Here is a 26,212-nt window from a genome sequence, read left to right as displayed (position 1 = left end):
AAGGTTGATAGAAAATTACGATTCAGAAAGGACGCCACGATGTGATTCTTTCAACCTGTTTGATTGTGGCAGTATTGCAGGCTTGCCTGCAATATGCAGTGGGAATAAATATGGAGTTTGGAAAAATACTGGTCGTGGATGACGACCGGGAAATTGTACGTGCAATTGCAAAGCTTTTAGAACTGGAGGGTTATCAGGTGCTTCGCGCCTATGATGGGATGGAGGCTCTGGATCTGGTTATGAGTAATGAAATCCATCTAATCCTGCTGGATGTGATGATGCCCCGCCTAAACGGCCTGTCGGCAATGATGAAAATCCGGGAGAGCAAAAACATACCGATTATCATTCTGTCTGCAAAAACGGAGGAGAGTGATAAAGTTCTCGGTTTATCTATGGGCGCTGATGACTATGTTTCCAAGCCCTTTAATACGGCTGAACTGATCGCAAGAGTAAAATCACAGCTTCGCCGGTATCTGGCACTTGGTACAATCGGTACAGGGGAACAGACAAATGATAATATCATCGCACTTGGGGATCTCGTTCTGGATAAGAACGGTAAAGAAATCCAGGTGAATGGCAGAAATGCAAAGCTCACTGCAACAGAATATAAGATACTGGAGCTTCTGATGAGCAATCCAGGCAGAGTTTTCTCTGCGGAAGAAATTTACAGCCGGGTATGGAACGAAGAAGCTTACTCGGTGGAGAACACGGTAATGGTGCATATCAGGCGCATTCGGGAAAAAATCGAAATTAATCCGAAGACGCCTCAATATTTAAAGGTGGTATGGGGAATTGGATATAAAATTGAAAAATTGCAACACTGACAAAGATTATAAATATGTATGGTTTGGTATTCTGACACTTGCATTGTCCGGAATCAGCGCGTCTTCAGCAGAACTTTCCTTATCAGACTCGGCTCCCGGTTTTTTAGTGTGGCTGGCTGTTTATGCCTGCGGCGCCGCAGCTGTCTTAGCTGTTATTGAATTGGTCCGGCGTTTAGGTGCAGATAGGGAAGATATGTTTATCGACTATTTTGATAACTGGAAATTAGAGACACCGCTTATTCTTTTGCTGGTCTTCTACTTGTTTTATAAGGCATTTATTTTTCATGGATGGTTCTGGAATATTGTTGATAATGCCGGCAGCCTGGGTATGAGCTTTACTTTTCTGCTGACTTCCCTGAACCTGTTTTTACTTTCTATACCGTTTATGCTGGTAATCTCCGGCTTGATTCTGGTTTTCATCCGGCATATTAAAATTCTGGAATTGAGGAACAACAACCGTTACAAGACATTATTGCCAAAACTCAAAGAACGCTACCGGCAAAACAGATCTCTATATGAGCAGAATTATGATTTTCAGAAAAAACAATTCCGTCATACCGTAACCGGAGTGATCTCTATAATCGTACTAATGATTACCATGCTTATATTTTTAGGGGCCTCTGATTTTATAATGTATACGGGAGGTCTGGGAGTTGCATTCATTTTCGTGTTATATATTTGCGGTTTTGTTGGTATTTTCCAATATATAGGGGGACAAAAGACGGTTGGACGTATGGGGAAAGTTCTGGATGCGGTAGAACTGATTGAATCCGGCGGCGCTTATCATCCTGATGGCACTTTAAAGAAAAATCCGGCATTTGAAAAAGCTTCCGTTCAGTTGGTCTCCATTCAGAAGCAGATGCAGAACAGCGCCACGGAACAGAAGAAAAGCGAGCGGATGAAGGTGGATCTGATAACCAATGTGTCTCACGACCTGAAAACTCCGCTGACATCGATTATCAGCTATATAGACTTACTGCAAAAGGAAGAAGGTCTCTCTGAAGAAGCAAATGATTATCTGAAGATTCTGGCACAGAAATCTGACCGGCTTAAAGATATGGTGCAGGACTTATTCGAAATTTCGAAAGCCACCAGCGGAACCATCGAACTGGAACTGGAATGCCTGAATATGAGAAAACTTCTGGAACAGACCCTGGGCGATATGGATGATCAGATCCAAAAATCCGGTCTGGTAATCAAGAAAAACTTCTGTAAAGAGGATGCCTATTTCCTGGGTGATGGAAAAAGAATGTACCGGGTTTACCAAAACCTGATTGAAAATGCACTGAAATATTCTCTTACCGGAACCAGGATCTACATTGACCTTACGGTAGAAAACACACGCGTAACAACGGTTATCAAAAATATTGCCGGATACGAAATGAACTTTACGGATGGCGATATCACCGAGCGTTTTGTACGCGGAGACAAGGAACGAAGTTCGGAAGGAAACGGGCTTGGTCTTTCCATCGCTAAGAGTTTTACGGAAATGTGTTACGGCAACCTGGATATTGATGTTGACGGTGATTTATTTAAGGTTACGGTTTCGTTTCCGGAAACGAATAAGGAATTAGGAGAACATTAAAAGGGCACAAGGTATTTGGAGTAAATTAAAAGAACAGCATGCACCGTTTGATTCGGGTCTGCTGTTCTTTTTCATTTTATGCTGTATTATGCCCGTTTACGCTTTGGATAATGATATTTTCTGATTATATTCATCTACGATTCTGCCTACCAGGCGGATACGTTCGATATCGCCGGTTGAAGATAATTCATCGGATATCCCCAGTATCAGCTTTGGTGCAAACAACCGGATACATTCCTGAACCTGATCTGTTAATTCTTCCTCGGTAAACTCCTTGTCAAATAAGATAGCTGCGATACCATCTATCAGCCACAAATCATCACCCAGTGCTTCTTTCACTTCCTGTAATGTAACATCTCCCTGTGGTTTAGGCGTGATTGCTTCTATGCCATCTAATCCTGTCATTTTAGCGTATCTCAGAATATCTTTTGTATCACCGTCCCAATGGGAGTAGACAAACTTTCCCGCTTTATGAAGCAGCTTACACCTTTTTTGGTATGCAGGAAGTACATATTTTTCAAAATAATATGGTGGCAAAGTTTTACAATGAAGGTTATCCCCGAAATTAATCATCTCAATGGGTGATTGGTTGATAACCGCAATCATGCGCTCCTGGTTTTGTTCCAGTGCAAGAAAAAACCGTTCTACTGCTTCCGGGAAATCAGCCAGCGCATAGATTGCATTTTCCACCCCCATTAAGTCTATATACAGATACTGAATATTTACCCTGGGCATAAAAATAGCAGGAGCGCCAATTCTATTCCATTTTCCATAGATTTTATCAAATGTTTCCTGGTCCCATTCCCACTCCTGGTGGTTCACCACATAGCACATTACATCCAGATCTTCTTCCGTTTCTGCCCACCACTTTTTGGGAAAGCTTCCGGAATTTGAAGAGTTTGAGACCATAATACAATTGAGAATCCCCAACGGTGTTTCGATGATCTGCTCTGTTTCCATTTCTGATATTTTGTTTTCACTTCTTTTAATACTGCTGTCTTCCTTTATTTTAAAGCAGTCGTTATATTCATAAATCCGGTTGGAACATCCCAGTTCCCGGTAAATATCCGGAAGCTTGGCCCCCTTGAACCTGCCGGGCAGTTCTTCCTTTGCAAAATTTTTATCATCATACCAGCACCCGATTCTTGGCTGCCAGAGGATTCTTCCATTTGTCTGATTATGTATCACATCCAGTTGATACTGATAAAGATCCAGATTACAGTGGTCTGTCTGCATATAGAACCCCTCCTATTCCATTGCCTTGTTTAATCTGTCCCAGGTCTCAAAAACCGTATAAACATTCTGGGGATCAGCACCGGGTCCAAATTCACATTGTGCAATACATCCCCCATTTTTCCAAAGCTTCCGGTAAACCTGCTGAACGGCCTCTGTAACCTCTTCTTTGGTACCATCCGGTAAAATATGCTGACGGTCTATCTCCCCCCAAAAGGTAATTTTTCCCCGGTATTTTTCCAGCTCATCCAGTCCAATGCAGAAAATCTGTGAATTGAAAGCGTCAAGCCCCAAATCTATCATTCTGGGATATATTTCTTTTGTGTTCCCGTCTGAATGCATAAAAGACTTTTTGCCATACTTTCTGGCTATTTCTATGTAATCTTTATACATTGGGCGAAATATCTTATCCCAGATCCTGGGATTGATTAATAAGTTATTCTGGCTTCCCCAATCATCCATAAACATGATTCCGTCAATCTCTGTCTGTGCCCATTTTTCTACCAGTCTGCAGTAAAAGTGATGCATTTTGGAAATAAACTCCGTCATCTTTTGGGGCGGATACATTAAATCCATATACAACTCTTCTGTGGTTCTTAAAAACTGGAGCTGCTCGAATGGGCGCGGACAACAGCCGCTCAGAACAAATTGATCTGTATTCCTGCAAAACCGGTTTACCGCTTCCTTATCAAAATCAAGCAATTCTTCCGGAATATGGACCCTATCGGCATCCAGCCAATCCTCATCCTTAATTAATGCTTCTTTTACTTCACCGATAATTCCCTGGTGGATATTAATAAATCTGCAGCCCCAGTCATCCACATATTCTCCCACTTCGCAGGAATTTCCCCTGGACTGCGTTGGCGTCTTTAAAATTGTGGGCGCCTCTACGATGTCATCCCGGTATTCCTTATGGATGCGTTCCACCATCTCCCGGTGATTCATATCTGCCCAGGGCAGATACCATAACTGTCTAGGAATCCTTCCATCTGTATTTCGAAACTCCAGGGTTGCATTTACTAACTCTCTTGATGTCATGTGATATCTCCTTTATTTTTAGCTCATTGCGTACTGACTGAAGCATTGATTTCTCCAGACAGTCATTACGCAGCCTTTATGTAATTATTGGATATTGCAAAAATGATTTCCATACCTTATATTAAGTCATAAGAAAACCCTTTATGGAGGTACCTATGACTGAATGCTTTGACGATGACTATATCTGGGAAAAGGATTTTAAGAAACTGAACAAACAGCATATTCAGATTCCATCTTTACACATGATCGCACGGGCTACGCTAAACCGGGCTTCTGCTCCCTTATCTGAGCATTATCATAAAAACCGTTTAGAATTTGTAACCATAATTAACGGTCATCAGCAATATTCTGTCAACGGACATACCTATCATCTGTTCGGACAGGATGTATTCACTACCTTTCCTGATGAACCTCATGGTAATAACAATTCTCATCAGGCTGTTTGTGAATTCATCTGGTTTCAGATCGATATGACGAAATGCAGTAACTTTCTTGGCTTATCACCACCCCTGAGCGATATACTATATCAAAAGTTATCCTGCTACAAAAAGAGGACGAATAAGGTTGGCAATTCAGAACTTTTGCTGCTGATGCAGTCTTTTGACTACTTCTGCTCGGAAGATCCTGCCTGGAAACTTTTGGGTCACAGCCTGTTTCTTTCGTTCCTGACCAGACTCACCCTTACCGAAAACATTTCCCAGGATATTTCCTGTGATATTCAGAAAGCGATTGACTTCATTAAGGAAAATATAACCGAATACATCAACTTTTCATCCATCAGCGAAGTATGCAATCTGTCTGTTTCCAGATTAAAAACAAAGTTTAAGGAGCAGATGGGCATAACCCCCAGAGAGTATATCAACTCTCTTAAAGTGGAGTATGCAAAAAATATGCTGCTGGATGAGAACTATAATATTACAGATGTTGCTTTCGATCTGAATTTTTCCTCCAGTAATTATTTTTCTTCGGTCTTTAAACAGTTTACAGGTTTTACGCCTTCTCAGTACCGGGATCTGATCTCTCATGGTTCTGCTGCTGATGGCTCCTTTCATGAGCCTGCTTAACCTTTTACCCCACCTGCCAGATTGTCCGTGAACATTTTTCTGGAACACAGGAATAATACTACTGCCGGAATAGAGATCAGAACCGCACCAGCCATAATGCCGCCCCAATCAGTTCCATGGGGTCCCTGAAATTTTGCCAGAGCCATAGAAACGGTGTATAACTTTTCGTTAGAAATAAATGATACTGCCACCAGATATTCCTGCCATATGGTGATAAATATAAATATCGCTGTAGATATTATTCCCGGCATCGCCAGGGGAAACACCACGTAGAACATAACCTTAAAATTAGAGCATCCATCAATACATGCCGCTTCTTCCAGTGAAACAGGTACATCATTAATATAATTAATCAGCAATACTACCGCGATAGGAAATGCTATTCCCAAATAGGTAATCCATAAGGATGAAAAAGTATTCAGCATTTTTAATTTACTCATGATCAGATACAACGGAATAATGTATGCAATCATCGGTATAAACTGCGTTAATAATATCGTTGAATTTAAGAACCGCTTTCCACGAAAATTTTTCCTTGCAAAGGCATATGACATTAATAATCCGGTCAGGATGCTGATGGCTACTGTAATACAGGTGATAACGAGACTATTTGTTAAGCATTTCAACAAGTCAACTTTGATAAATGCATCCTGAAAATGTGCTATCGTAAAAGACTGTGGGATTAACGACAAACTACTGTTAAAAATTTCTTTGTCTGTTCGAAAGGCAGTAGAAACAATCCAATATAAGGGAAAAACTAAAAAAAGCAGCAGACCGATATATATGATATACTTCAACAGCAGATATCCTTTCTTTTTTTTCATTCCAACCATAAGCACCTCCTATAAGTCAGCGGATCTTTTTTTTAGCATCCCTGGAATTGTATTCATTGCTAATACAACTACCAGTAACACAAGTATCATCATAACAGCAAAAGCAGATGAATCCGAATAATCAAAGAATTTAAATGCTTTTCTCTGCAGCAAAACCGGCAGTGTTTCAGTAGCGCCTGCCGGTCCGCCTCCTGTCATAACATGTACTAAACCAAATGAATTAAATGTCCAGATAAAACACAATGTAAGAACAGAAGTAAACGCCGCTGCAATATGCGGCATCTCAATGGATTTAAATAAAACCCATCTGTTCGCTCCATCGATCACTGCCGCCTCCACCTGATCAGATGGAAGGGTACGAAGTTTTGCAAAAACGGTTATGGCTACTACGGGAAATCCCCGCCATATATTAGCAAAGGCAACCGCAAGCATGGCGTACACGCTGTTTGAGAATATATCTTCCCCCGCTGGAATGATATGTAATGTTTCCAGTAGATTATAATATGGTCCTGTCTGATAGTTTAAAAGCAATTTCCAGGTATATCCGGTAACAACCTCTGGTAAAATCCATGGAATCAGTAAAAAAACCTGTAATGCTCCTACTCCCTTCATAGTTCTGGAGTTTTGTAAAAATGCAGCAATTAAACCGAAGAAAGCAACAAAACTAATTACGATGGCCACATATATAAGGCTCTTGACCAATGCCCCCGCAAACTCATCTCCCTGGATAATATTGGTGTAATTTTCAATTCCAATAAGCGTAGTATCCGAATTCAGCAGGGAATAATCTGTAAAACTATAAAATATATTCTGCAAAAATGGCAGGAAAATAACCAGCAGAAGCAATAAGATACCTGGTATTATAAGTAAATAGGGAAACATTCCCCGGAATCTCTTAGATTTGAACAAAACTTCATACCCCTTTCCATCACCCACAATTTGTTATAGCCCCTATAAATATTTACCGGCCTCACGACTTTGTATCGTCATAAACTGACGCAGTCATAAGTTTTATTTGTTTTTATCCAGGAGCTTTTGAACGCTGTCCTGCGCTTTACTGCAAGCCTCATCTACCGGTATCTTTCCATACAGAACATCGGTCCAATAGGAAAAGAAATCTTCTGACACTTCATTTAAATTAGGCACAGGTATTCCGGCAAGGTAAGCGGTTTCCAACTGATCTCTGAAAATATCATATTTTTTATCTGTATAAGGTGCCACTTTATATGCATCTTCCATTGTGGGCAGATCCGTTGCTGCCATACTTGCCATAGCTTCGGGAGTTGTAGTTATATACTTCATAAGGTTCCATGCTTCCCCTGCATTTTTCGAACCGCTTCCAATTGCCATCTGGAATCCGCCTGACGTAGATGCCTGCTCTTTTGTGCCGCTTGGAATTTTAATTAATTCATATGTGAAATCTACTTCCGGCATTAAGGAGTATTCCCAGGGGCCAAATACATACATTCCGATATTTCCGGTGGCAAAGGCTTTTCTTCCATCGTCCTCTGTCATAGTAAGGCAGTCTTTTGGCATATATTTCAGAAGTTCTACATTAAAATTCAGGAAATCTTTCATTTCCTGTGTGTCAATTTTTGCCACTGGATGTCCATCTTCTATTTCATACAGCCTACCCCCGTTACCTATTAAAAATACGCCTTGTTCATAGGTTGGAACGTATGAATTACGACACATGGAATTTACAAAACCAAAGTTTCCGTCTTTGGTCATAGCTGCTGCCGCTTCTAGCATTTCTTTCTGGGTTTCCGGATATTTCTGTCCATATTTTTCAAATAGTTCTTTATTAACCGCTAATACTCTTGTTCCTGTATTAATTGGTATTGCAAATAGCTGTCCATCAGATTTGCCCTGTTCCAGTAAAGAGGTAAATATGATATCCTCGTAATTGATTCCATCCGCCTTCACAAATTCATCTATGGGTTGTATAATATCTCCTTTTACATAAGCAAGGGTATCAACGTGATTAACGGTAATCAAATCGTAGTCATCATCCGCCTGATGGGCTGCAATTGCATTTTGATTCATTGCCACAAAGTCAGGCGCTTTTACCAGCTCCACATTCACATTGGGATTCTGTTCCAAGTATGGCGCTATGGCTGCTTCTACCGAATCAGCAGATGTTTCCTGTATTAAAATCCTTAGATTTACTTCTTCCGGTGATGCACTGTTCGTATTTTCCGGTGTTTCAATATCTTCTGATTTCCCCTGATCTGTCCGGGCTGTATTTTGGATACCTTTTGCTGTACCGTCCTCTCCCTGTGAGCCTCCGCAAGCGCACAATCCGGTTGCCATTGTTAATGCCAGAACTACTGCTAATGTCTTTTTCATTTGTACCTTCCTCCATGATCTTAATTTATATTTCTCCGCATTTAACTTTTTTCTGTCAGCTATTTCTTGTTCCGCCCTCCTTTTATTGTTATTTTTTACTAATTAATTAATCTTTTCATCTCTGTTTGTGATAATATTGTACACTTATCTATTCTACTTAGCATTTAAAATCGTACATAGTACTAATTCGAACATCACCCGGTCCAATTCCATTGTAAGTTATTTTACTCAATCGTGCAGGAGGTCAATTGAACCATAAAAAAAGCCCAGATTCCTTTTATCATAAAGAAATACGGACTTTTTATCTTATTCAGCTGTTAAAACAAAACTGCATACTCATGCGTTCTTATCTGTAATCACATAAATCTCCGGCGCTTTCAAAATTCCGGTCTCTTTGATAAAATATTCATAAGACCACTCTTCCTTCGTACTCCTCCATGCATTTGGACCAAACCACCGTTCCACCTCATTGCAGTTGTGTATGGCACCAAAGGTATTGACCCGGTTTCCAAAGCTGGTTATTTGAAACAGGTGAACTCCAGACGCTGCTTTCCCCAGCGAAATACGGTACGGAGAAAATGCTATATGCCCTGCCTTCTCCCCATCCAGTTCCACATTTAGTACCGGACTTCGGAATCTGGAGATCTCTATGTACACTTCACCTTCGGGAAGCGTCAGCGGAAGTTCATAGGTTACATTCCCCCCATAGAAAGGAAAGCCCTGCCGGGTGATGTCACCGAACACAAGTGTTTCCGGCTTTTCTCTCAGCACACTTCTGCTGCCTTCCACAGATACCGCAAATTCTCCCAGAAGATACATGTCTTCTATATTTCTTTTTTCATTGTAAGGTATCCTCACCAGAATTTCATTTGTGCCTTCCTGCAGTCCTCCAATGGGTACCGTACGGATATCCCGGTCCACATACCATCCGTCCAAACTTCCGGATACGAATCTTTCGTTAACCCGGATTTCAACATCCCCTGCATCTTCCAGGGCGAGATGAAGATCTTCCAGGGCCGTCAGGCACCGGACGGAAAATTTCAGAGTCAGGCTATGGTTATAGGGGTACTCTGTCTGGTCTGTCCAGGGCTGGGCAAAAGCTTCCATCCTCTTTGGATATCCCAGTTTTTCCCGGAACAGATTGTCAATACGCAGTATTTCCTCCCTGGAATGCCACGCCTCCCCGTCCATCTGATACTCTGCCATATCCAAAATGCACACATTCGGTTCTGACAGAGTATACTTCATGGGTGAATCAGGTGTAATGAAAATGTTCTCCAATTCTGCTTCTTCTCCCAAAGATAAGGTCTTTCCCCCATCGTGTGCGGTGTCCGCTTGATCCGTAACTGGTGCTAAAGGCTCCATATACAGAAGAAGACTGTCATGTTCATAGAGTGTCATTGTAATATTTGTCTTTCCCCGGTATTTGACCGATTCCAGTTTTCTGGTTTCTCCTGTGAGTGTGTCATACAAGGTCAAGTCCCAATAGCCGTCAAGAATTATGGTATTTTGCACCGGTTTGGGGATATCCTGGTTTTTCATGCGGTTCACATGGGACAGGAACAGCCAGCGGCCGGAACCGTCATTTCGCATCTGATAGATCAGATTATCCGCCCGAATCCCCCTTGCATCTCTTACTTCTACCAGTCGGCAGTTCTCCAGGCTGTTTAGCAGTTCATTGGCGCAAAATTCGGCATACCTGCATTTTTCTGCCAGCTGCCCCGGGCGGCTGTCCTTCTTTGCATCCATGTATTTTGGAAGCCTGCCGGTAAAAATCACCTGTCCTCCCTGTTCCCTGAATTTCTCCAGGCGTTCCACTGTGGTCTTTCTCAATGTTATACAGTTTGGAACCACTACTGCATCATACTTCATCTTTCCTACCGGAAATTTACCATTTTCAATCTGTCCTGTTTCCATTTGTTCGGGAAGCAGGGATTCGGATATAAAGTCAAAGTCCTGAAGGCCGTACAGCAGCCACTCGATCACTGACCGGAAGCCGTCTTCCAGTTCCCGTCGGATTCCGCTGGTCTTTTCCTCTGTTCCCCAATATAGCCAATATGATTCGATGGGATGAATGACGCCGATTTTTACTTCCGGCGTACCACGGGTAACAGCGGTATTTACCCTTGCAAAGTGATCCTCAATCAGCTTATACTCCCGGTACCAAGGGGACTGGTAACCGATTGCGGCAGGATAATCCCGCTTGGCTTCCCCAGCCATGCTTGCCCAGTTCAGATGAGGTACGCGGACTGTGACTCCCAGGGCCGCCTGCCAGTCTCCCTGTAATTTGTGCCCCCGGAAATCAAAATCCCAGTTTGTCACACCATATAGTTCACTTGCCATGCCCTCTCGTCCGTATTGATGAACCGCACTCTGCGCCTGCTTTGCTGTAGAGAGCTCCCGGCTGTCACAGAGTATATCAATCCCCGGAATATCGAAGGCTTTATAAGACCGCATCGCCTCCCCCAGAGCTGCCGTCTGGGACATCAGCTCCGGTTCCTCCATCATATGTCCGGTCAAACGGATGCCGTGGGCTTTACACCAGTCCCCCACCTGCACTGCATAGGACTGCACAAAACGATCACAAATATGATCGTGGTACTGGTATCTGGTCTCTGACACCTGGTCTTCTCCTGCCTCCCAGAATAATTCCGGGAGCTTTTCCAGCAGGCTGTGACCATATTTCATCCGGAAGGAATCCTCCAGGTCATCCGTATAAGGAATAATAACCTGTTCCCTGGCATCAGCATAACCCAGTCTGCCTTTATGGCAGAACTGGGGCTCGTCTGTGAAGATGGCGGGTATCCGTTTTCCGAATTCCCCTCCCACTTTCTCAGCGTATTTTTCATGGGCCGCAAGAAGAAATTGTTTTACAGCCTCCGGATTCAGAGTGTCCAGATATGCCTGGTTATTGAACCATGGATTATCTCCTGACACTTCCATGTAAGCATACCACTTTTCATATCCGGGTGATGGTTCCTGTTCCTCTTTCAGCATAACGTAATCTTCCAGCCATCCGTCCTGCAGTTTTACCCCGTAGCACTGCAAAAGCTCCCGTTCCATGCTTCGTACTGCCTGTGCACCGGATATATAGACCGGCTTAAAATACCTGCCGGTAAGATTCCACGGGCTGAACACGAGAAAACGGCTGCGGTACTGATGGTCGCCTGTGACAAATCCCCCTCCATATCCCGATGGCCAGCGGTCCTCGTCATACAGCCACAGAAGCATATTCCTCTTTTTGGCCTCCTCCAGGCTGTGTTTGACCAGTTCCATAAATTCTTCACCCATATAGGGGACGTTCATTCCCGTCCGGCAATGAAGATGGGCTCCTCCCATCCCCATTTCTTCCAGCTCTGCATATGCATGTTCCACATGTTCCCGGGTCATTTTACAGTTCCACGCCCAGAATGGTGCTCCCCTGTATTCAGACGGGGGATTTTCAAATAATTCCTTAGATAAACGCTCTTCTTTGCTTTTTTCGTATAGTTTCATGCTGCCTCCCTGACATTTTCCTGTTTCTGTTTATTCCCATAGGCTATTTGACTGCCTCACTGTATGAATTCAATCATTTTTTAGTTCTTCCATGTACTCAGTAGGACTAATACCGGTCACGGACCGGAAAATCCGGCTGAAATAAAACTGGTCTCCGTAACCCACTCTGGAAGCAATATCTTTGATATATAATTCTCTTTTATCCCGCATAATCTGCTGGGCTTTTTCCACCCGGAGTATGGTAAGCCTCTTACTGAAGCTTACCGTACTGTATTTTCTGAAAAGCCGGCTCAGATATGCCTGTGAAATGCCGAAAACATCACATATCTTCTGGGGTGACAAAGGTTCTGTGAGATGTTCTTTTAGATATTTTTCTACTTTATCAAAAAATTCCGGGGTGTCGATCTTCCAGGTTCTGGATTCCTCCAGTATATTCCTGCACAGAATCTGCCGGATATCTTCTGCCAGCTTCTGCATATTTTCCGCATAATAGAAAGCCTCATCGATAAAGTACTCACACATGGCAACCGGCTCATCCAGCAGATCGGCTCTTCGGAAAACACTGAACATCTCCCGGACTTTTTCCTCTGTCCAAAGCTGAGTGTACTCTTCCCTGCTCCATTTGGCAAAACACCGGGATATCTCATCGGGAATATCCTGTCTGTTATGCTCCTTTATTAAAAATTCCAGCCTGCTCAGAGACGAATTGTCAAATTTATGTCCACCTTTTTCTGCCGCATCGAAATCTTCGTCCCGGATAATCTGATTTTTCCCGATGACCAGCTGATAATCCATCGTCTGGTAAAGCTGCCGAATCATTTCCGGAAGCTTCTCCGCCGGTACCGGCCGTTCCTTTAATACTAACGTGTGAAACGCAGCGGTATTTTTCTGCTTTTCCAGAATATGCATCATAAATTTTTCAAAGCTGCTGTGAACCATTAATTTTACCGGGCATATGTACAAGGCTTCCATTTCATCTCTCCCGTATACCATCAGCTGCTCCTCTTTGATGGAAAATATCTCAACGCCTCTGAACTCTGCAAATCTTCTCGGCAGGCTGTTTTTTCTTAACAGTGCAATATAATATCCGTCATCAGAAAAGATACGACGGAAGCGTACCGGGTCCGAAATATTTCCCAGATACATCTCCCTGATCGTCCTGTTACGCAGGCCATAATAGTACTCATCCAGCCTGCCCTGAATCATATACATACTCTCCTGGAGCGTGGATGGCTTTACCGGCTTTAAAATGTAATCGCACACCCCATAGTGCAGTGCGGACTGGGCATAATCAAATTCCTGATATCCGCTGATTATAACTGAAAGAATATCCGGATACTTCTCTTTCACCCTTTTGATGAGAAATATTCCATCCATGACAGGCATCTTTACATCCGTTATCAGCACATCCGGGCGGAGATATTCTAACTGTTCCAATGCACTTTTTCCTTCCTCCGCTGTCCCTACCACCTGAAAATTCGGGCATTTGTTCTGAATAATCGTACAAATATGCTCCAACGCAGCCGGTTCATCCTCTGCAATAAATACCTGATACATATGCTTTCATCTTTCCTTTCCTATTTTAGCGCCGCCCCAATGATAATCTCGGCTCCGCCTTCCTCCTTATTCTGAATCCGGAAGACCAGGTCATCACCATTCAGCAGATACAGCCGGGCAAAGGTGTTCAAAAGTCCCATTCCCCCGATCCTCATCTCTACATTCTGGAAATTATCTGCCAGGTCTTCTTTTAACTGATTCATCTTGTCATCCAAATCTCTTTTTACACCCGGAGAGAATCCCTCTCCGTTGTCACTGACTCTGATATACCATCGGCTTTCGTCTTTGTAGCTGCTTACCGAAATCCTCATGATCCCGCTGATATTCTGAAAGCCGTGATTGATGCTGTTTTCCACCAGCTGCTGGATAACCAGCTTGGGAAGTATCTGGTTTTCTACGGTCTTATCTAGTTCAAGGGTGTATTCCAATTTGTGCTTATACCTGTATTTGAGCAATGAGAAATATAATTCCAGGTAAGTGATCTCCGCTTTCAACGTGGCATATTTTTCTTTCGTATCGGTGGAATACCGCAGCATTCCCGCCAGTTCATCACAGATATCACAGATCACTTCATCGTCGTTCAGACTGCCTCTGCCGGAAATGACATTCAGAACATTATAGATAAAATGAGGATTCACCTGAGCCTGCAGTACGTCAAACTGGGTCTGCAGCTGCAGGGTGGACAACTGTTTTTCCCGCTGAATCGCCGTGTGCAGACGGCTCCTCATATCCTCGTACACCTGTCCCATTTTCCGGAATTCATCATTGCCGTCCTTCAGATCCAGATCCATGGACTGGGTCAGGGTTTCCAGACTGGTATTCTGAAAAGCCTCCTGCAGACGGATCATGGGTTTTGTAAGATGCCTGGTGGATACGGTTACATACAGCAGCGAAAACAGCAGCATCCCTCCTATAAGGAAAAAGCTCATATATACCACATAGGAGGAATCTTCCTGAATTACGGAACTGTTTTTATAGACCATAACCGTAGTTCCCGCATCCACGTTATATTCTCCCACAGCCAGATATCTGGCTCCATGACTTCCTTTAAAAGTATCCGCCGGAATGTTGTCCCGCTGCAGAAGACTTCTGCAAAAATCCAGATCCACATCCCCATTCTGGTAAATAACCTCACCCTTGTCGTCCAAAAGGCATACGTTTAAGTCTGTGTCACCCAGCTGAAGTTTGTTCCGGACATCTTCCAGGCTCATCTGAACTTCGATATACCCCATATTTCTTCCCTGTATTGCCTTTACAACAGATAATACCTTCAGGTTATCCTTATCACCCCAGGTATCCGGATGCATTCCAAGTATAGTAAATGTGTCCTGGTTGTCCTTTGCCCTTTCATACCATGGCATTTTTTTATAATCAAGATGCCTGCGGATTTTCCTGTCATCCATATTGTGGTTGGCAATCGGTTCACAATTATCGTTGCAGAATACCACCCGGTAAAATTTCTTACTGATATAGTCATTGTTTTCCTGAGATAAAATCGTATCCTCTGAATTCAGGAAATACCTTTCTGTCCGCTCAGACCTTTCCATTGTAGAAATGGTAGTGATCGCCGTCAAAGTGTCCGCATCGCTGAGCAGATAGTAACTCACATCTTTCATGGACTGAATCAGCTCGTCATACTGCTGGCTCAGCTGCCGGACGCTGATGGAAAGATTCTGCATCTCCCTCTCTTTTATTTTCTCCATACTGATGGAATAATAGATATATCCTGCTACAATTGCGGTCAATATCCCCAGTATGGCATATACGGTTCTCATTTTTGTCTGAAACTTCATGCCGTTCCCTCCTCCCGGAGTGTATTCATGCAGGCTGCGGGACTGATTTTACAGACACACTCCTGGAATTATTGTATCACGAAAGCAGCTCCCGGGATAGAATCATTCCAGATACCTTTCCGGTAAATTTCGCGCTCACCCTTTAACGGAACCTGCTACCATTCCATCCATGATCTTCTTATTCAGAAAAATAAATATTATCAGCAGCGGAATTGTAACTACAAGAGCATCCGCAAACAGGAGATTGTAAGAGGTGGAGTATTTCCCCTTGAAATAATAAAGAGTCATCTGCACTGTCATATTTTCTTTTCCCGGTAAAAAATAAAGGGGAGTGGTAAAATCATTAAAATAATTTACCGAGTTTAATATGGCCACGGTTGCCGTAATCGGCTTCAGCAGAGGAAAAATGATTTTCCGGAACATAACTCTGGGATTGCAGCCATCGATACAGCCCGCTTCCTCCAGCTCCTTAGGAATACTGGAAATAAAGCCCCGGTACAGCATGGTGGTATAAGGTATTCCGGTGGCAATCTGCACTAATATTACCCCCAACAGGGTTCTGTATATATGTAATCCCTTTAGAACCCAGATCGTAGGCAGCACTGCAGGAGAGATTATAAGCCCTGTCATAATGAGCATATTTACGAAATTGGTCGTTTTATCCTGTCGCCTTTGGAGCACATATCCCGCCAAAGAGCAGACCAGCACCAGACCAGCTACAGAAAATACGGTCAGCAGAATGCTGTTTTTAAAAGCGGTAAGCAGAATGTAATTACTCTCTTTAAATACTTCCACATAATTGCTCCACATCAGCTTCTCGGGCAGCGCAAAGCTAAACTGGTTTGCTTCTTTTGCAGTTTTCAGGGAATTGATAAACATATAAATAAATGGCGTTACAAAAATTAAAATCGCAGCAAGCATCCCAATGATATCACCAAACAACAAAAGCTTTTTTTTTCGTTTCATCTCAGTCCACCTCCTTGCTCATCAGGAATTTCTGAAGCGGGAATGCAAGCAATGATACCAGTACCAGCATAATCACATTACCGGCTGTGGATATTCCATAGAATCCCGATGCATACTGTTTGTAAATAACGGAGGACAGTACATCTGTGGCAAAACCGGGTCCCCCTCCTGTCATGGACCAGATCAGCTCGAAGCTTCTTAATCCCCCAATAAAAGAAAGAATAATAATACTGTTCATTGCCGGGCGGCAGAGGGGCAAGGTAATGCTTTTCATTTTCTGCCATCCGTTGGCGCCGTCTATGGACGCTGCTTCATAGAATGTTTTGTCAATACTTACAATACCTGACACAAAAATTACAGTGGCGATGGATAGCCCTTTCCAAACATCGGTCCAGATAACTGAGTAGAGGGCTACCGAAGGTTCTCCAAGCCAGTCAACCCCGGCAATTCCGAAAAATCCGATAATTTTATTGAACAATCCCTTGGAGTAATTCATAAAAGTGGAAAACGTAATTCCTACTACAATTGCACTTACCAGATTGGGGAAAAATACAATGGAGCGGATCATATTTTTTGTTCTAATGGCACTGGTAAGAAATATAGCGATAAAAAATGAAAGTATTGTTTTTAATGCAGAGGTCAGAACTGCATAGATCAGTGTATTTCTAATACTGATGTTCAGTGACCGCTCAGAGAAGAACATCTTATAGTTATCCAGTCCCACAAAAGTTGCTCCGTTAAAATCCCATACCGTCAGGCTGAAATAAAATCCCATGACCAGAGGTGTAATAAAAAAGACCAGGAAAATAACCATCGCAGGAGCAAAAAACCAATTCGAATATGTTTTATTTTTACTCATATTTATACCCATTGCATATTGCAGGCCTGCCTGCAATACTGCCACAATAAAACGGGTTGAAAGAATCACACTGTGGCTTCCTTTCCAAATCATAATTTTCTTTCAACCTTATACCTCCTGCATATCGCAGGCCTGCCTGCGATACTGCCACAATAAAACAGGTTGAAAGAATCACATTGTGGCTTCCTTTCCAAATCATAATTTTCTTTCAACCTTATACCTCCTGCATATCGCAGGCCTGCCTGCGATACTGCCACAATAAAACAGGTTGAAAGAATTACATTGTGGCTTCCTTTCCAAATCATAATTTTCTTTCAACCTTATACCTCCTGCATATCGCAGGCCTGCCTGCCATACTGTCTTAATAAGTAGTTTGAAAGCGGAACGCGCATTACGGGATATCCAAGGGTAAAAAAAGAGGTGCTGCCGACTGGGACAGCCACCTCGTTTTCTTACATTTAATTCCACATTCCAAGCTGCATAGCTGCCTTTTTGCAGTCTTCGTCATAGGCTTCTGCCGCTTCTTTGGCAGTTGTCTGTCCACTGCCGATCTCACTGCAGATCTGCGGACAGTTTGCACCCTTGATTGGTGTCAGGTATTCAAGGGCCGGAGCTGTATTTCCTTCCGTATAATATGCCTGTACCTCTTTGATCAGGTCCAGAGACTCCCCTTTTGGCTCATATCCTGTATGGAAGCCGCCGGCTGGTGTATAAAAGGAAGTCAGGGTATCCATTCCCTCATCAGATGCATACCAATCCAAAAATGCCTGAATTGCTTCCACATTTTCACTGTTTTTATTCCCATAAATACCATTGGAAGGCCAGATGGTCAGTCCGGTCTGCTCCTGTGTATCACCCGGCAGTGCGAAGAATCCCAGTTTGTTGATATCGTCCCCATAAGTCTCACTCCAGGTAGGAATCTGGTTGGAGAAATTGATCAGGTGTCCACATTCATTACTGAATATTCTTTCTGCAATCTCTTCGATGGTAACAGAAGCACAGTCCTCGTTAAAGTACGGAACTAGTTCCTCATATCTCTCCCAGGTTCTGAGCCCTGCCTTGGAATCTGCAAATTTGATGTTTCCTGCGGTAAATTCCTTTGCAAAGTCCGGCTCATCATGCAGGATCTGGTAATTGTCCGCCAGGAATGGAAGCTGGGCGTAGACTACATCCTTCAGCGCCGTTCCGACTCCGGTAACCCCTGCCTCTTTCAAGGTCTTCAGGTTTGACTGGAACTCATCCCAGGTCTTTGGTACTTCCAGATTATATTGTTTATACAGTTCTTTATTATAATAGACTCCGGCTCCCATGCTGTCGCACTGTGGGATGCCATATAACACGCCATCCACGCTTGCCGCCTGGCTAAACGCATCATCGAAGGTCTTCGCCATATCTGTATTGGTAAGATCAATAAAGTACTCTGCGGGATTGAGCGAAGAAAGCAGGCTTCCCGTATTATAAATCAGCAGATCCGGACAATCACCGGTAGCGAGTCTGGTCTTAACCACGTTGTCCTCCTCGCAGGGTTCAATATCGATTTTAAAACCGAATTTTTCTTCTGCAACAGCACATGCCTGATCCAGTACTCCTTTCGGTGTGGCGGATGAGCGGTTCAGCAAGGTAAGCGTTACACCTTCAAACTGTTTGTCACCTGATTGTTCCTTTCCTGATTCTTTTGATGTCTCAACCTGGCTATTATTTTTTTCTGTCTCACTGCCTTCCGAAGCAGTCTTTTGATCGTCCGCCTGTTGGGTGCTGTTTGAACCCCCGCAGCCTGTAAAGGTTACCACCGCCATTGCAGATGCTAATAATAGAGCTGTTAATTTCTTCCGTTTCATATTTGTTTCCTCCCGTTTTTTGATAATTCAATCCTATCATACGAGGTCCGCATTTGAACATGGACATTACACTAAAGAGCATAGAAAATAATTTGTTTTCTTTTCCATGAAACTTTTTATCCATGGTTTTTAGCATAATGTCCATGCCAGTACAGCGTTGCGTTGTTAACAGCAAATCGGTACGAAAAAGCACAGCACTACAACCTGTAGTTGTAATATGCTGCGCTTTTTTTAAATATAATAGTATGTTTTAGGTTTTAAAATTATTTGTTAGATTTTTCCTTCCCAATTAAACTCTTCTTCCTCTATAGGGAGCCGCTTCTCCACAGGCAGTATTTCGGCAAAGGCTGCATGCGGCTCTGTCTGATACCAATATGCAGTCGTTGACCAGTCATCGCTTCTGTGATTGTCATGTCCATGCTCAATTGTAACTTTGATGGACTGCTCAAACATAATCGGATCCTGTATATGGTAACGGTAATAGGAAATCTTCCCCTTCCAGTTATCTTCTCCCCCCAGTATTAACCCATGATAGGGAGCGCTGTACTCCTGCCGGGGGCACCATGCCATATTTACATAGTCTTCGGTTCCGGTTCCATGAAGTCTTGGAGGCCATGGCTCCCCGTCAATAAAGATCATATCATCGCCCTCACCTGGCCAGTCCCAAAGTCCATTGGAATTGAGGTTATGAATGTTAATATTACAGCCTGCATAATGACCTCTTCCGGAAGCTTCAAATAATACATAATTGTCTTCTCCCGTTAAATTTGCCCCTTCAAAGCACCAGTCCCTGTGGGTCTCAAAATTCTCTTCTGTCACACCCTTCGTTGGCAACTCCCGATTCCACAATGCATGGAAGCGAAGCATTTCTTCCGGTAGTTCCTCGTACTCTTCATAATCAATATAAAAATATAAGATTAATGTAGTATCACATTCATTTACGACGGTGAGATGGGCACGTTCAGCAAAAGGCATCGGAAACCAGCAGTTAAATGCCCGTCCGTCTTCCGGACTCATTTGTAAGGGAGCGCTGACAAAGTTCTTGCACATAGCATGACCCATACCAAAGAAATCCCCGATGGGTGCCAATACACTTGGTTCCTCTTCATTATCCCAGTAGAACTTAAGGACCGGTTTTCTCAGATTATACTTTTCCTGGATAAACCCGTCATTTGCCAGTGTAAACCAAATGTGGTTAATACAGCCTGCACCTTTAATGTCACAGATCGTAAAAGTTTTACCCGGCTGGATATAAACACGGTCATCATTGCCGCCCTTTTTATCATAACTGGAAACCCTCTTTCGCTTTGTATCTCTTTTAATCGCTAATGTATTTAGTGATGATGGTATGTTGGAATAGTTCATAATTTCACCTTATATTGCAGACCTTCTGCAATACCGCCCATACTGTCCGGATCCATAATCTCCCTGGGCGTTCCTTTCTTTTATAATATTTTAGTGGTATCTGATTGCAGTCATCCTTTATCATTTATCCTTTTTCATTTATCATTTATCCGTTATCCTTTATCCGTTATCCTTTAATGCCCGCAGTTTTTATTCCGTCTGTAATATATCTCTGAAATACAAAAAATAATATGATTATGGGCAGTGCCGCAATGCAGGAAGCTGCCATAACGAGATTCCATTCTACGGACTGTGAAGTCTTGAAATTGGCAATTGCTATCTGTACCAGCCACAATGATCTGTCCTGTGCAATAATTAATGGCCAGAGATAATTGTTCCAGTTTGCCAGGAAAAAGGATATTGCCAGGGTTACCGCTATGGGCTTAGACAGTGGAAGAACCACCCGCCAAAAAACTCCAAAGTATGATGCCCCATCTATCTTTGCCGCTTCCTCCAGTTCCTTGGGAATTCCCAGGAAGAACTGCCGGAATAAAAAGATTCCATAGGCATTGGGAATCATGGGAATAATAACTCCCCAAAGGTTATTAATTAAATGCATTTTCTGTACAATAATAAACAACGGAATCATAATTACAGAAAACGGAATCATTAATGTGCTTAGTATCCAGGTGAAAATGACATTTTTTCCAAGGAAGTTCAGCCTTGCCAGTGCATATGCTGACATTGCATGAAAGATAAGGGCCACAACGGTTACTATGGTTGCCACAAAAAAGGAATTGTAAATGTATCCGCCAAAGCTTTCTTCCTGAAAAACCGTCCTGTAATTATCAAAGGATAATGTGGAAAAATCCGGAAAGATATCCATATTGAAAATATCCCCCAATGGTTTAAACGAACTGATAACCAGAAAATATATCGGAAATACAATAATAATCGCTATGATGGCAGCTATCACAATAAGAATAATCTGCTGCCTGGTCTTTTTTTTCATGATAATCTCCCATCCGCCTGCCTGCGCAGGCATAAAACTTAGTCTTCCCTGCCCTTTAAAATTTTCATTTGAAGTAAGGTAAATACCATAATTACTAAGAACAATACAAATGCCAAAGCTGAAGAATATCCCATCTGGTTAGTTTCAAATGCCTGCCGGTAAGTGTATAAAACAGATGTGGTAGTAGCATTTGCCGGTCCTCCTGCCGTCATGACTTTAATCTGGTCGAATGCCTGAAAGGAAGCAATTGCGCACATTACAACTACGAATACGGTAGTATCTTTCAGCAATGGAAGCGTGATTGTAAAAAATTTGCGGATGCTGCCTGCTCCGTCAATGTCTGCCGCCTCATAATATTCTGCCGGTATGTCTTTCATGGCAGACAGAAATAAAATAGCATTATATCCCAATACCAGCCATACGCCTACCACTACTACCGAAGGCAGTGCCTGGGTGGTGGAAGCGAGAAACTTTTGATTTTCACCTCCGCAGTATTTGATAATCTGGTTTAAGAATCCTTTCATGGGATCATACATAAAGGACCACATCAGACCTGCAATAACCGTAGAAATTGCATAGGGAACAAAAAATGCTGTTCTAAAAAATGACTGCACCTTTTTGTTCAGGCTGTTTAGCAGGCTTGCAACCAAGAGGCTTAAGCAAAATACAGCCGGAACATACATTAAGGTATATTTTACGGTTACCCATAAACTTTTTAAAAACAAATCATCGTTTAGCAGTTTCTGATAATTTTTCAGCCCTGCAAAAGTCATTGCGGATAATCCGGTCCAATCGTGCAGACTGATATAAAAAGCATACAGGATAGGAATAAAAACAAACACCAAAAGTCCCAGAACATCCGGTAAAAGCATAGCATACGCCGTCAGAGCTTCACCTTTATTAATTTTACGTTTTTTCATGCCGCCCCTCTTTTCTGTAATTCTGATACAGCGTTAATCACGCTGTATCAGTTCAATGATCTAATCGTTTAGAGATTATAATTCGCCGTCATAACTGGCGAGGAATTCATTGATCTTATCCTCTGCCTTAATAACCTCCTCTGTAATGTCCGTACTAGTATCAAAATATGCAGCCTGAAGCAGATCCTGTAAAATAGTTGATATTTCAGCCGGGAGCCTTTTCTCTGCCTTTTCCGTTCCAAAGATTTCATTGGTAAATACAGAGCGCAGTCCCTTCTGGTAGATGTCACTGTTGTTTTCCACAATTGACTTTCTTGGTGAGTAGGCAAATTTCACCTCAGTACACCATTCCTCCCCATGGGATACATCATCTGCAAACAGCCATGTGGCAAATCTGGCTGCCTCTTCGGGATATTTGGAATTGGCATTTGCACATACTTTCCAGCCGCCGGCAACGGTAGATGCATGACCGCCTTCCGGAATCGGAAGTGGAACCAGACCTACATTATCAATATAATCCGCATACTCCTGCTCCAGCTTCGTAATTGCCCAGGAGCCGTTTATCTGCATTGCCGTTTCTCCATCAGCCAGTATTCCGATTTCCGTATTATTTCGGCTCGGTTTCAGATTGGCAGTGCCCTCCTCCAGCATTTTTCGTTTCAGTTCTAAATTCTCTATTACTCCCGGCTGGTTCAGTTTTGCAGCTGTTTTCTCTTCATTGAACACATCATTATCCGTCTGCCACAGGAATGGATACCATTCAAATAATTGATGGGTTCCTTTCACTGTTTCAAAGGTGAGTCCCGATCTGGTATCTGTTGTCAATGCTTTCGCCGCATCATACATCTCATTCCAGGTCTTGGGAGCCTCCTTATTTACTTCTGCCAAAGCCTTTTTATCATAATACAATCCCAAGAACTCCATTTCAAAAGGAATAGCCAGAATATCCTCTCCTATTTTCACTCCGTCCAGGGATGATTCTGAGAAATCCGATAGTACTTCCGGTTTGATGTAATCATTTAATGGTGCAAGAATATCGGAATTTGCGTATTTCAAAAATAGTCCAGGGGCTACCAGAAAGACATCCGGACCTGTGCCGGAGGCAAATGCCGTTGCCATTTTTGTACCATTGTAATCTTCCCAGGGGATCTGTTCCATTTTAACGTGTACGTCCGGGTTTTCTTCATTATACAAATCCACGTATTTCTTAAAGAAATCGTATTCCGCATTTTCCTGGAACATCCAGAATGTAATCTCTTTAGCATCTGCTGATTTAGTATCACCGGCAGCCGCTGTTGTTTTTGATTGTGTATCCCCGGTTTCTTTTCCCGTCTCTTTTCCCATACCTTTTCCACATCCCGACAGCATTCCTGCCACCATTGTCAAAGCCAACGCACCACATAATAACCTGCTTCTCTTCTTCATTTGAATCCTCCTTATTTCTCGGCATTCTGCAATGACTGGCGACGTCTTTCCAGTTCCCTGCTTCTCTTTACACTTGTATTATAGCTTTTCTGAATTTTAATTACTATTTTAAATATTTTACATTCCTTTTGTTTTTTTCATATTTTGTGTGGAATTTGTTATAAATTTGTTTTATTCAGGTATTTTGTTGGGAAGCAGACTGAATCTCACAAAGGTGGGGAGCGGAGGAATTACACAGACGTCATAGGCTTAGGAGCAGTGCTAGATCAGCATAAAAATATGGGCACAAAAGCCGCATTGCTTCTGCCCCCACACTACTATTGTTTTATAAATCCTCTATAAATACTGCCGGTATTCAGCCGGCGTTACTCCGATCTGTTTTTTAAATAACGTGGTAAAATATTGGGAGTTGGTGTATCCTACCTGTTCCGCAATATGGTAGACCTTATCATTGGTGCTGACCAGCAGCTCCTTTGCTCTCTCCATCCTTCGGTATGTAATATACTCTACAAAGTTCATGCCTGCCTCGGTCTTAAAATAATTACTCAGATACCCAACCGAAAGGTTTGCATACTCTGCCACTTCCTGCAAAGAAATATCCCGGGTAAAATTTTCATCCACATATTTCATAATATTGTTCATCCGGTAAGATTTTGTTTTATACTCTTTCATCTGGCGGATTCCTGCAGATATTTCAGCGATATTACTGCTTAATACCTCCTCCAGCTCAGAAAAAGTTTTCATTTCTTCAATGTTGGCGGTGAAAGACAGGATATTCTTACTATATCCCGGATCTATGCCGAAGGATTCACACAACCGCTCTAAATTAGTACCCAGGAACATCATATGATTTTTAAGCCTCAGGATACTGCAGTTGCTTTCCTTATAAACACTCATCAGATCCTTAATATGTGCACACAGCCCTTCTTCATTCAGGCTTTTCATCGCATTTACCATTCTCCCCATAATCTCGTCCGGAAACCGTATTTCCCGATCCATCCGGTCTTTGTAATAAGTGAAAATGGTCTGAAACCGCTGGTAAATGCAGTTCTTTAATGCAACCAATGCCTGCATATACTGCTCTTTCAGCATCAAATAGTCACTCGCTTCCCCACTGACCCCTACGAGTACTTTACAGTTATAATTCTGCAGAAGCAGCTCGGTTTTCTTTGCAAATTCTTCGGGGTCCCATTTCCGGTTCCAGATCAGCACGGACTGTTTATCAAAGCAGTTATATACCTTAAGATCGGAATCTATCTCCTGTTTTAGCAGCCGCTTCATTCCGCCCACTGATTTCAGTGCCGCTGCATTAACATACTGTGTCTCAATAATCATAACTCTGTGAAGTTCTTTTTTTTCGGTAAATCCCAATACATTTAAATAATGCAGTTCCTCCTCCTTAGCACTTGTCTTCAAAAGATTAAAAAAATGATTATCCTCCGCACTCTCCTGATTTTCCATCTTTTTCTCAGTTCTCTTTTTCGCAATCGCATCCAGTACCTTATAGAATTCTTCTTCCTCTACCGGCTTCAGCAAAAAATCATATACCTGATACTGCAGTGCTTTCTTTGCATATTCAAAATCACCGTATCCGCTTAAAATCACAAACTCCAGATTCTGGTAACGGTGCTTCAGATAATTAATCAGCTCCAAGCCATCCATATGAGGCATTTTAATATCGGTGATCACAACATCCGGCACTTCCCTGGTAAAAAATTCAATAGCCTCTGCCGCAGATTCACAGCAGCCTGCAAGTTCATATTTATCATCGTATTCCTGTATCAGATTGGAGATCCCTCTCCTTACTCTCGGTTCATCATCAACAACCAGTATTTTTAACATTGCTGTTCCCCCCAATATTACATCTCTTTTGCCTTTGGCGGAAAATGTATGATAATCTCAGTGCCTTCTTCCGGCCTGCTTTCAATTATTAAACCGTATTTTTCCCCGTACAGCAGTTTTAATCTTTGATTGATGTTACTAAGTCCTATTCTGTCACTGTCTTGTGATAAGACATAAAATATTCTTTCCCTGGTCATCCCTGCTCCGTTATCGATAATCCGAAGCACAGCATCCT

The 26,212-nt window shown here is 42.6% G+C and carries 20 protein-coding genes; 3 read left to right on the top strand and 17 right to left on the bottom strand.

The features are described 5' to 3' along the window. Positions 1-110 precede the first annotated feature (110 nt). Positions 111-824 carry a response regulator transcription factor gene (locus tag RHS_RS18980; protein WP_027295833.1) on the top strand — a complete coding sequence of 238 codons (714 nt, stop codon included), beginning with the start codon at positions 111-113 and terminating at the stop codon, positions 822-824. Then, a complete protein-coding gene (locus RHS_RS31370) occupies positions 793-2,409 on the top strand; it encodes a sensor histidine kinase (protein ID WP_395022974.1) in 1,617 nt (538 codons plus the stop codon). Before RHS_RS18980 ends, RHS_RS31370 begins: the two co-directional genes overlap by 32 nt. Before the next feature lie 96 nt (positions 2,410-2,505). Here RHS_RS31370 and RHS_RS18970 read toward each other — a convergent pair whose 3' ends face one another. Further along, positions 2,506-3,645 (bottom strand): uroporphyrinogen decarboxylase family protein, encoded by a 1,140-nt coding sequence (locus tag RHS_RS18970; protein ID WP_027295832.1) that lies wholly within the window; start codon positions 3,643-3,645, stop codon positions 2,506-2,508. A gap of 12 nt (positions 3,646-3,657) precedes the next feature. After that, the gene (locus RHS_RS18965; protein WP_027295831.1) at positions 3,658-4,680 is read right to left on the bottom strand and encodes a uroporphyrinogen decarboxylase family protein; all 1,023 of its coding nucleotides are present in this window, start codon (positions 4,678-4,680) and stop codon (positions 3,658-3,660) included. A gap of 155 nt (positions 4,681-4,835) precedes the next feature. Here RHS_RS18965 and RHS_RS31365 point away from each other — a divergent pair, with 155 nt between their 5' ends. Continuing rightward, positions 4,836-5,744, top strand: a complete 909-nt coding sequence (locus RHS_RS31365) for an AraC family transcriptional regulator (RefSeq protein WP_052377954.1) — start codon at positions 4,836-4,838, stop codon at positions 5,742-5,744. Here the strand turns inward: RHS_RS31365 and RHS_RS18955 are convergent. From RHS_RS18955 to RHS_RS18880, 15 genes are all read right to left on the bottom strand, one after another. Further along, complete coding sequence (locus tag RHS_RS18955) at positions 5,741-6,577, bottom strand: carbohydrate ABC transporter permease (protein ID WP_083267611.1); 837 nt, start codon at positions 6,575-6,577, stop codon at positions 5,741-5,743. The genes RHS_RS31365 and RHS_RS18955 overlap by 4 nt on opposite strands. Before the next feature lie 9 nt (positions 6,578-6,586). Next, a complete protein-coding gene (locus tag RHS_RS18950; protein WP_152614299.1) occupies positions 6,587-7,513 on the bottom strand; it encodes a carbohydrate ABC transporter permease in 927 nt (308 codons plus the stop codon). Between the two features lie 75 nt (positions 7,514-7,588). Then, positions 7,589-8,926, bottom strand: coding sequence for an ABC transporter substrate-binding protein (locus RHS_RS18945; protein WP_047834056.1), 1,338 nt, complete (start codon positions 8,924-8,926; stop codon positions 7,589-7,591). A gap of 336 nt (positions 8,927-9,262) precedes the next feature. Next, positions 9,263-12,421: a glycosyl hydrolase gene (locus RHS_RS18940; protein WP_047834055.1), complete on the bottom strand. Its 3,159-nt coding sequence runs from the start codon at positions 12,419-12,421 to the stop codon at positions 9,263-9,265. A gap of 69 nt (positions 12,422-12,490) precedes the next feature. Then, entirely contained in the window at positions 12,491-13,978 is a 1,488-nt protein-coding gene (locus RHS_RS18935; protein WP_044297609.1) for a response regulator, read from the bottom strand. Positions 13,979-13,998: 20 nt separating this feature from the next. Further along, positions 13,999-15,771, bottom strand: a complete 1,773-nt coding sequence (locus RHS_RS18930) for a sensor histidine kinase (RefSeq protein WP_047834054.1) — start codon at positions 15,769-15,771, stop codon at positions 13,999-14,001. 135 nt (positions 15,772-15,906) lie between these two features. Further along, positions 15,907-16,737, bottom strand: coding sequence for a carbohydrate ABC transporter permease (locus RHS_RS18925; RefSeq protein WP_027295823.1), 831 nt, complete (start codon positions 16,735-16,737; stop codon positions 15,907-15,909). 1 nt (position 16,738) lies between these two features. Then, on the bottom strand, positions 16,739-17,665 hold the full coding sequence (locus RHS_RS18920; RefSeq protein WP_242881578.1) for a carbohydrate ABC transporter permease: 927 nt from the start codon (positions 17,663-17,665) through the stop codon (positions 16,739-16,741). Between the two features lie 389 nt (positions 17,666-18,054). Continuing rightward, positions 18,055-19,434 carry an ABC transporter substrate-binding protein gene (locus RHS_RS18910; RefSeq protein ID WP_047834052.1) on the bottom strand — a complete coding sequence of 460 codons (1,380 nt, stop codon included), beginning with the start codon at positions 19,432-19,434 and terminating at the stop codon, positions 18,055-18,057. Between the two features lie 270 nt (positions 19,435-19,704). Beyond that, entirely contained in the window at positions 19,705-20,799 is a 1,095-nt protein-coding gene (locus RHS_RS18905) for a glycoside hydrolase family 172 protein (RefSeq protein ID WP_044289628.1), read from the bottom strand. A 166-nt stretch (positions 20,800-20,965) separates the two neighbouring features. Further along, positions 20,966-21,790, bottom strand: a complete 825-nt coding sequence (locus tag RHS_RS18900) for a carbohydrate ABC transporter permease (protein WP_027295820.1) — start codon at positions 21,788-21,790, stop codon at positions 20,966-20,968. 38 nt (positions 21,791-21,828) lie between these two features. Continuing rightward, positions 21,829-22,710, bottom strand: coding sequence for a carbohydrate ABC transporter permease (locus RHS_RS18895; protein ID WP_027295819.1), 882 nt, complete (start codon positions 22,708-22,710; stop codon positions 21,829-21,831). Positions 22,711-22,785: 75 nt separating this feature from the next. Continuing rightward, a complete protein-coding gene (locus tag RHS_RS18890) occupies positions 22,786-24,135 on the bottom strand; it encodes an ABC transporter substrate-binding protein (protein ID WP_027295818.1) in 1,350 nt (449 codons plus the stop codon). Positions 24,136-24,471: 336 nt separating this feature from the next. Continuing rightward, positions 24,472-25,977: a response regulator gene (locus RHS_RS18885; RefSeq protein ID WP_395022968.1), complete on the bottom strand. Its 1,506-nt coding sequence runs from the start codon at positions 25,975-25,977 to the stop codon at positions 24,472-24,474. A 17-nt stretch (positions 25,978-25,994) separates the two neighbouring features. Beyond that, positions 25,995-26,212: ATP-binding protein (locus RHS_RS18880; protein WP_047834050.1), on the bottom strand; the 218-nt coding region annotated here is incomplete at its 5' end.

This window comes from Robinsoniella sp. RHS, from assembly GCF_001029355.1.
Taxonomy (GTDB): Bacteria; Bacillota; Clostridia; order Lachnospirales; family Lachnospiraceae; genus Robinsoniella; species Robinsoniella peoriensis.
Note: the sequence above shows the minus strand (reverse complement) of the source record. Positions and strands in the feature narration are given on the sequence as shown.

Coding starts and splice junctions, on each gene's coding strand:
- RHS_RS18980 (WP_027295833.1), top strand. CDS start 111: ATGGAGTTTGGAAAAATACTGGTCGTGGATGACGACCGGGAAATTGTA.
- RHS_RS18970 (WP_027295832.1), bottom strand. CDS start 3,645: ATGCAGACAGACCACTGTAATCTGGATCTTTATCAGTATCAACTGGAT.
- RHS_RS18965 (WP_027295831.1), bottom strand. CDS start 4,680: ATGACATCAAGAGAGTTAGTAAATGCAACCCTGGAGTTTCGAAATACA.
- RHS_RS31365 (WP_052377954.1), top strand. CDS start 4,836: ATGACTGAATGCTTTGACGATGACTATATCTGGGAAAAGGATTTTAAG.
- RHS_RS18955 (WP_083267611.1), bottom strand. CDS start 6,577: ATGGTTGGAATGAAAAAAAAGAAAGGATATCTGCTGTTGAAGTATATC.
- RHS_RS18945 (WP_047834056.1), bottom strand. CDS start 8,926: ATGAAAAAGACATTAGCAGTAGTTCTGGCATTAACAATGGCAACCGGA.
- RHS_RS18940 (WP_047834055.1), bottom strand. CDS start 12,421: ATGAAACTATACGAAAAAAGCAAAGAAGAGCGTTTATCTAAGGAATTA.
- RHS_RS18935 (WP_044297609.1), bottom strand. CDS start 13,978: ATGTATCAGGTATTTATTGCAGAGGATGAACCGGCTGCGTTGGAGCAT.
- RHS_RS18930 (WP_047834054.1), bottom strand. CDS start 15,771: ATGAAGTTTCAGACAAAAATGAGAACCGTATATGCCATACTGGGGATA.
- RHS_RS18925 (WP_027295823.1), bottom strand. CDS start 16,737: ATGAAACGAAAAAAAAAGCTTTTGTTGTTTGGTGATATCATTGGGATG.
- RHS_RS18910 (WP_047834052.1), bottom strand. CDS start 19,434: ATGAAACGGAAGAAATTAACAGCTCTATTATTAGCATCTGCAATGGCG.
- RHS_RS18905 (WP_044289628.1), bottom strand. CDS start 20,799: ATGAACTATTCCAACATACCATCATCACTAAATACATTAGCGATTAAA.
- RHS_RS18900 (WP_027295820.1), bottom strand. CDS start 21,790: ATGAAAAAAAAGACCAGGCAGCAGATTATTCTTATTGTGATAGCTGCC.
- RHS_RS18895 (WP_027295819.1), bottom strand. CDS start 22,710: ATGAAAAAACGTAAAATTAATAAAGGTGAAGCTCTGACGGCGTATGCT.
- RHS_RS18890 (WP_027295818.1), bottom strand. CDS start 24,135: ATGAAGAAGAGAAGCAGGTTATTATGTGGTGCGTTGGCTTTGACAATG.
- RHS_RS18885 (WP_395022968.1), bottom strand. CDS start 25,977: ATGTTAAAAATACTGGTTGTTGATGATGAACCGAGAGTAAGGAGAGGG.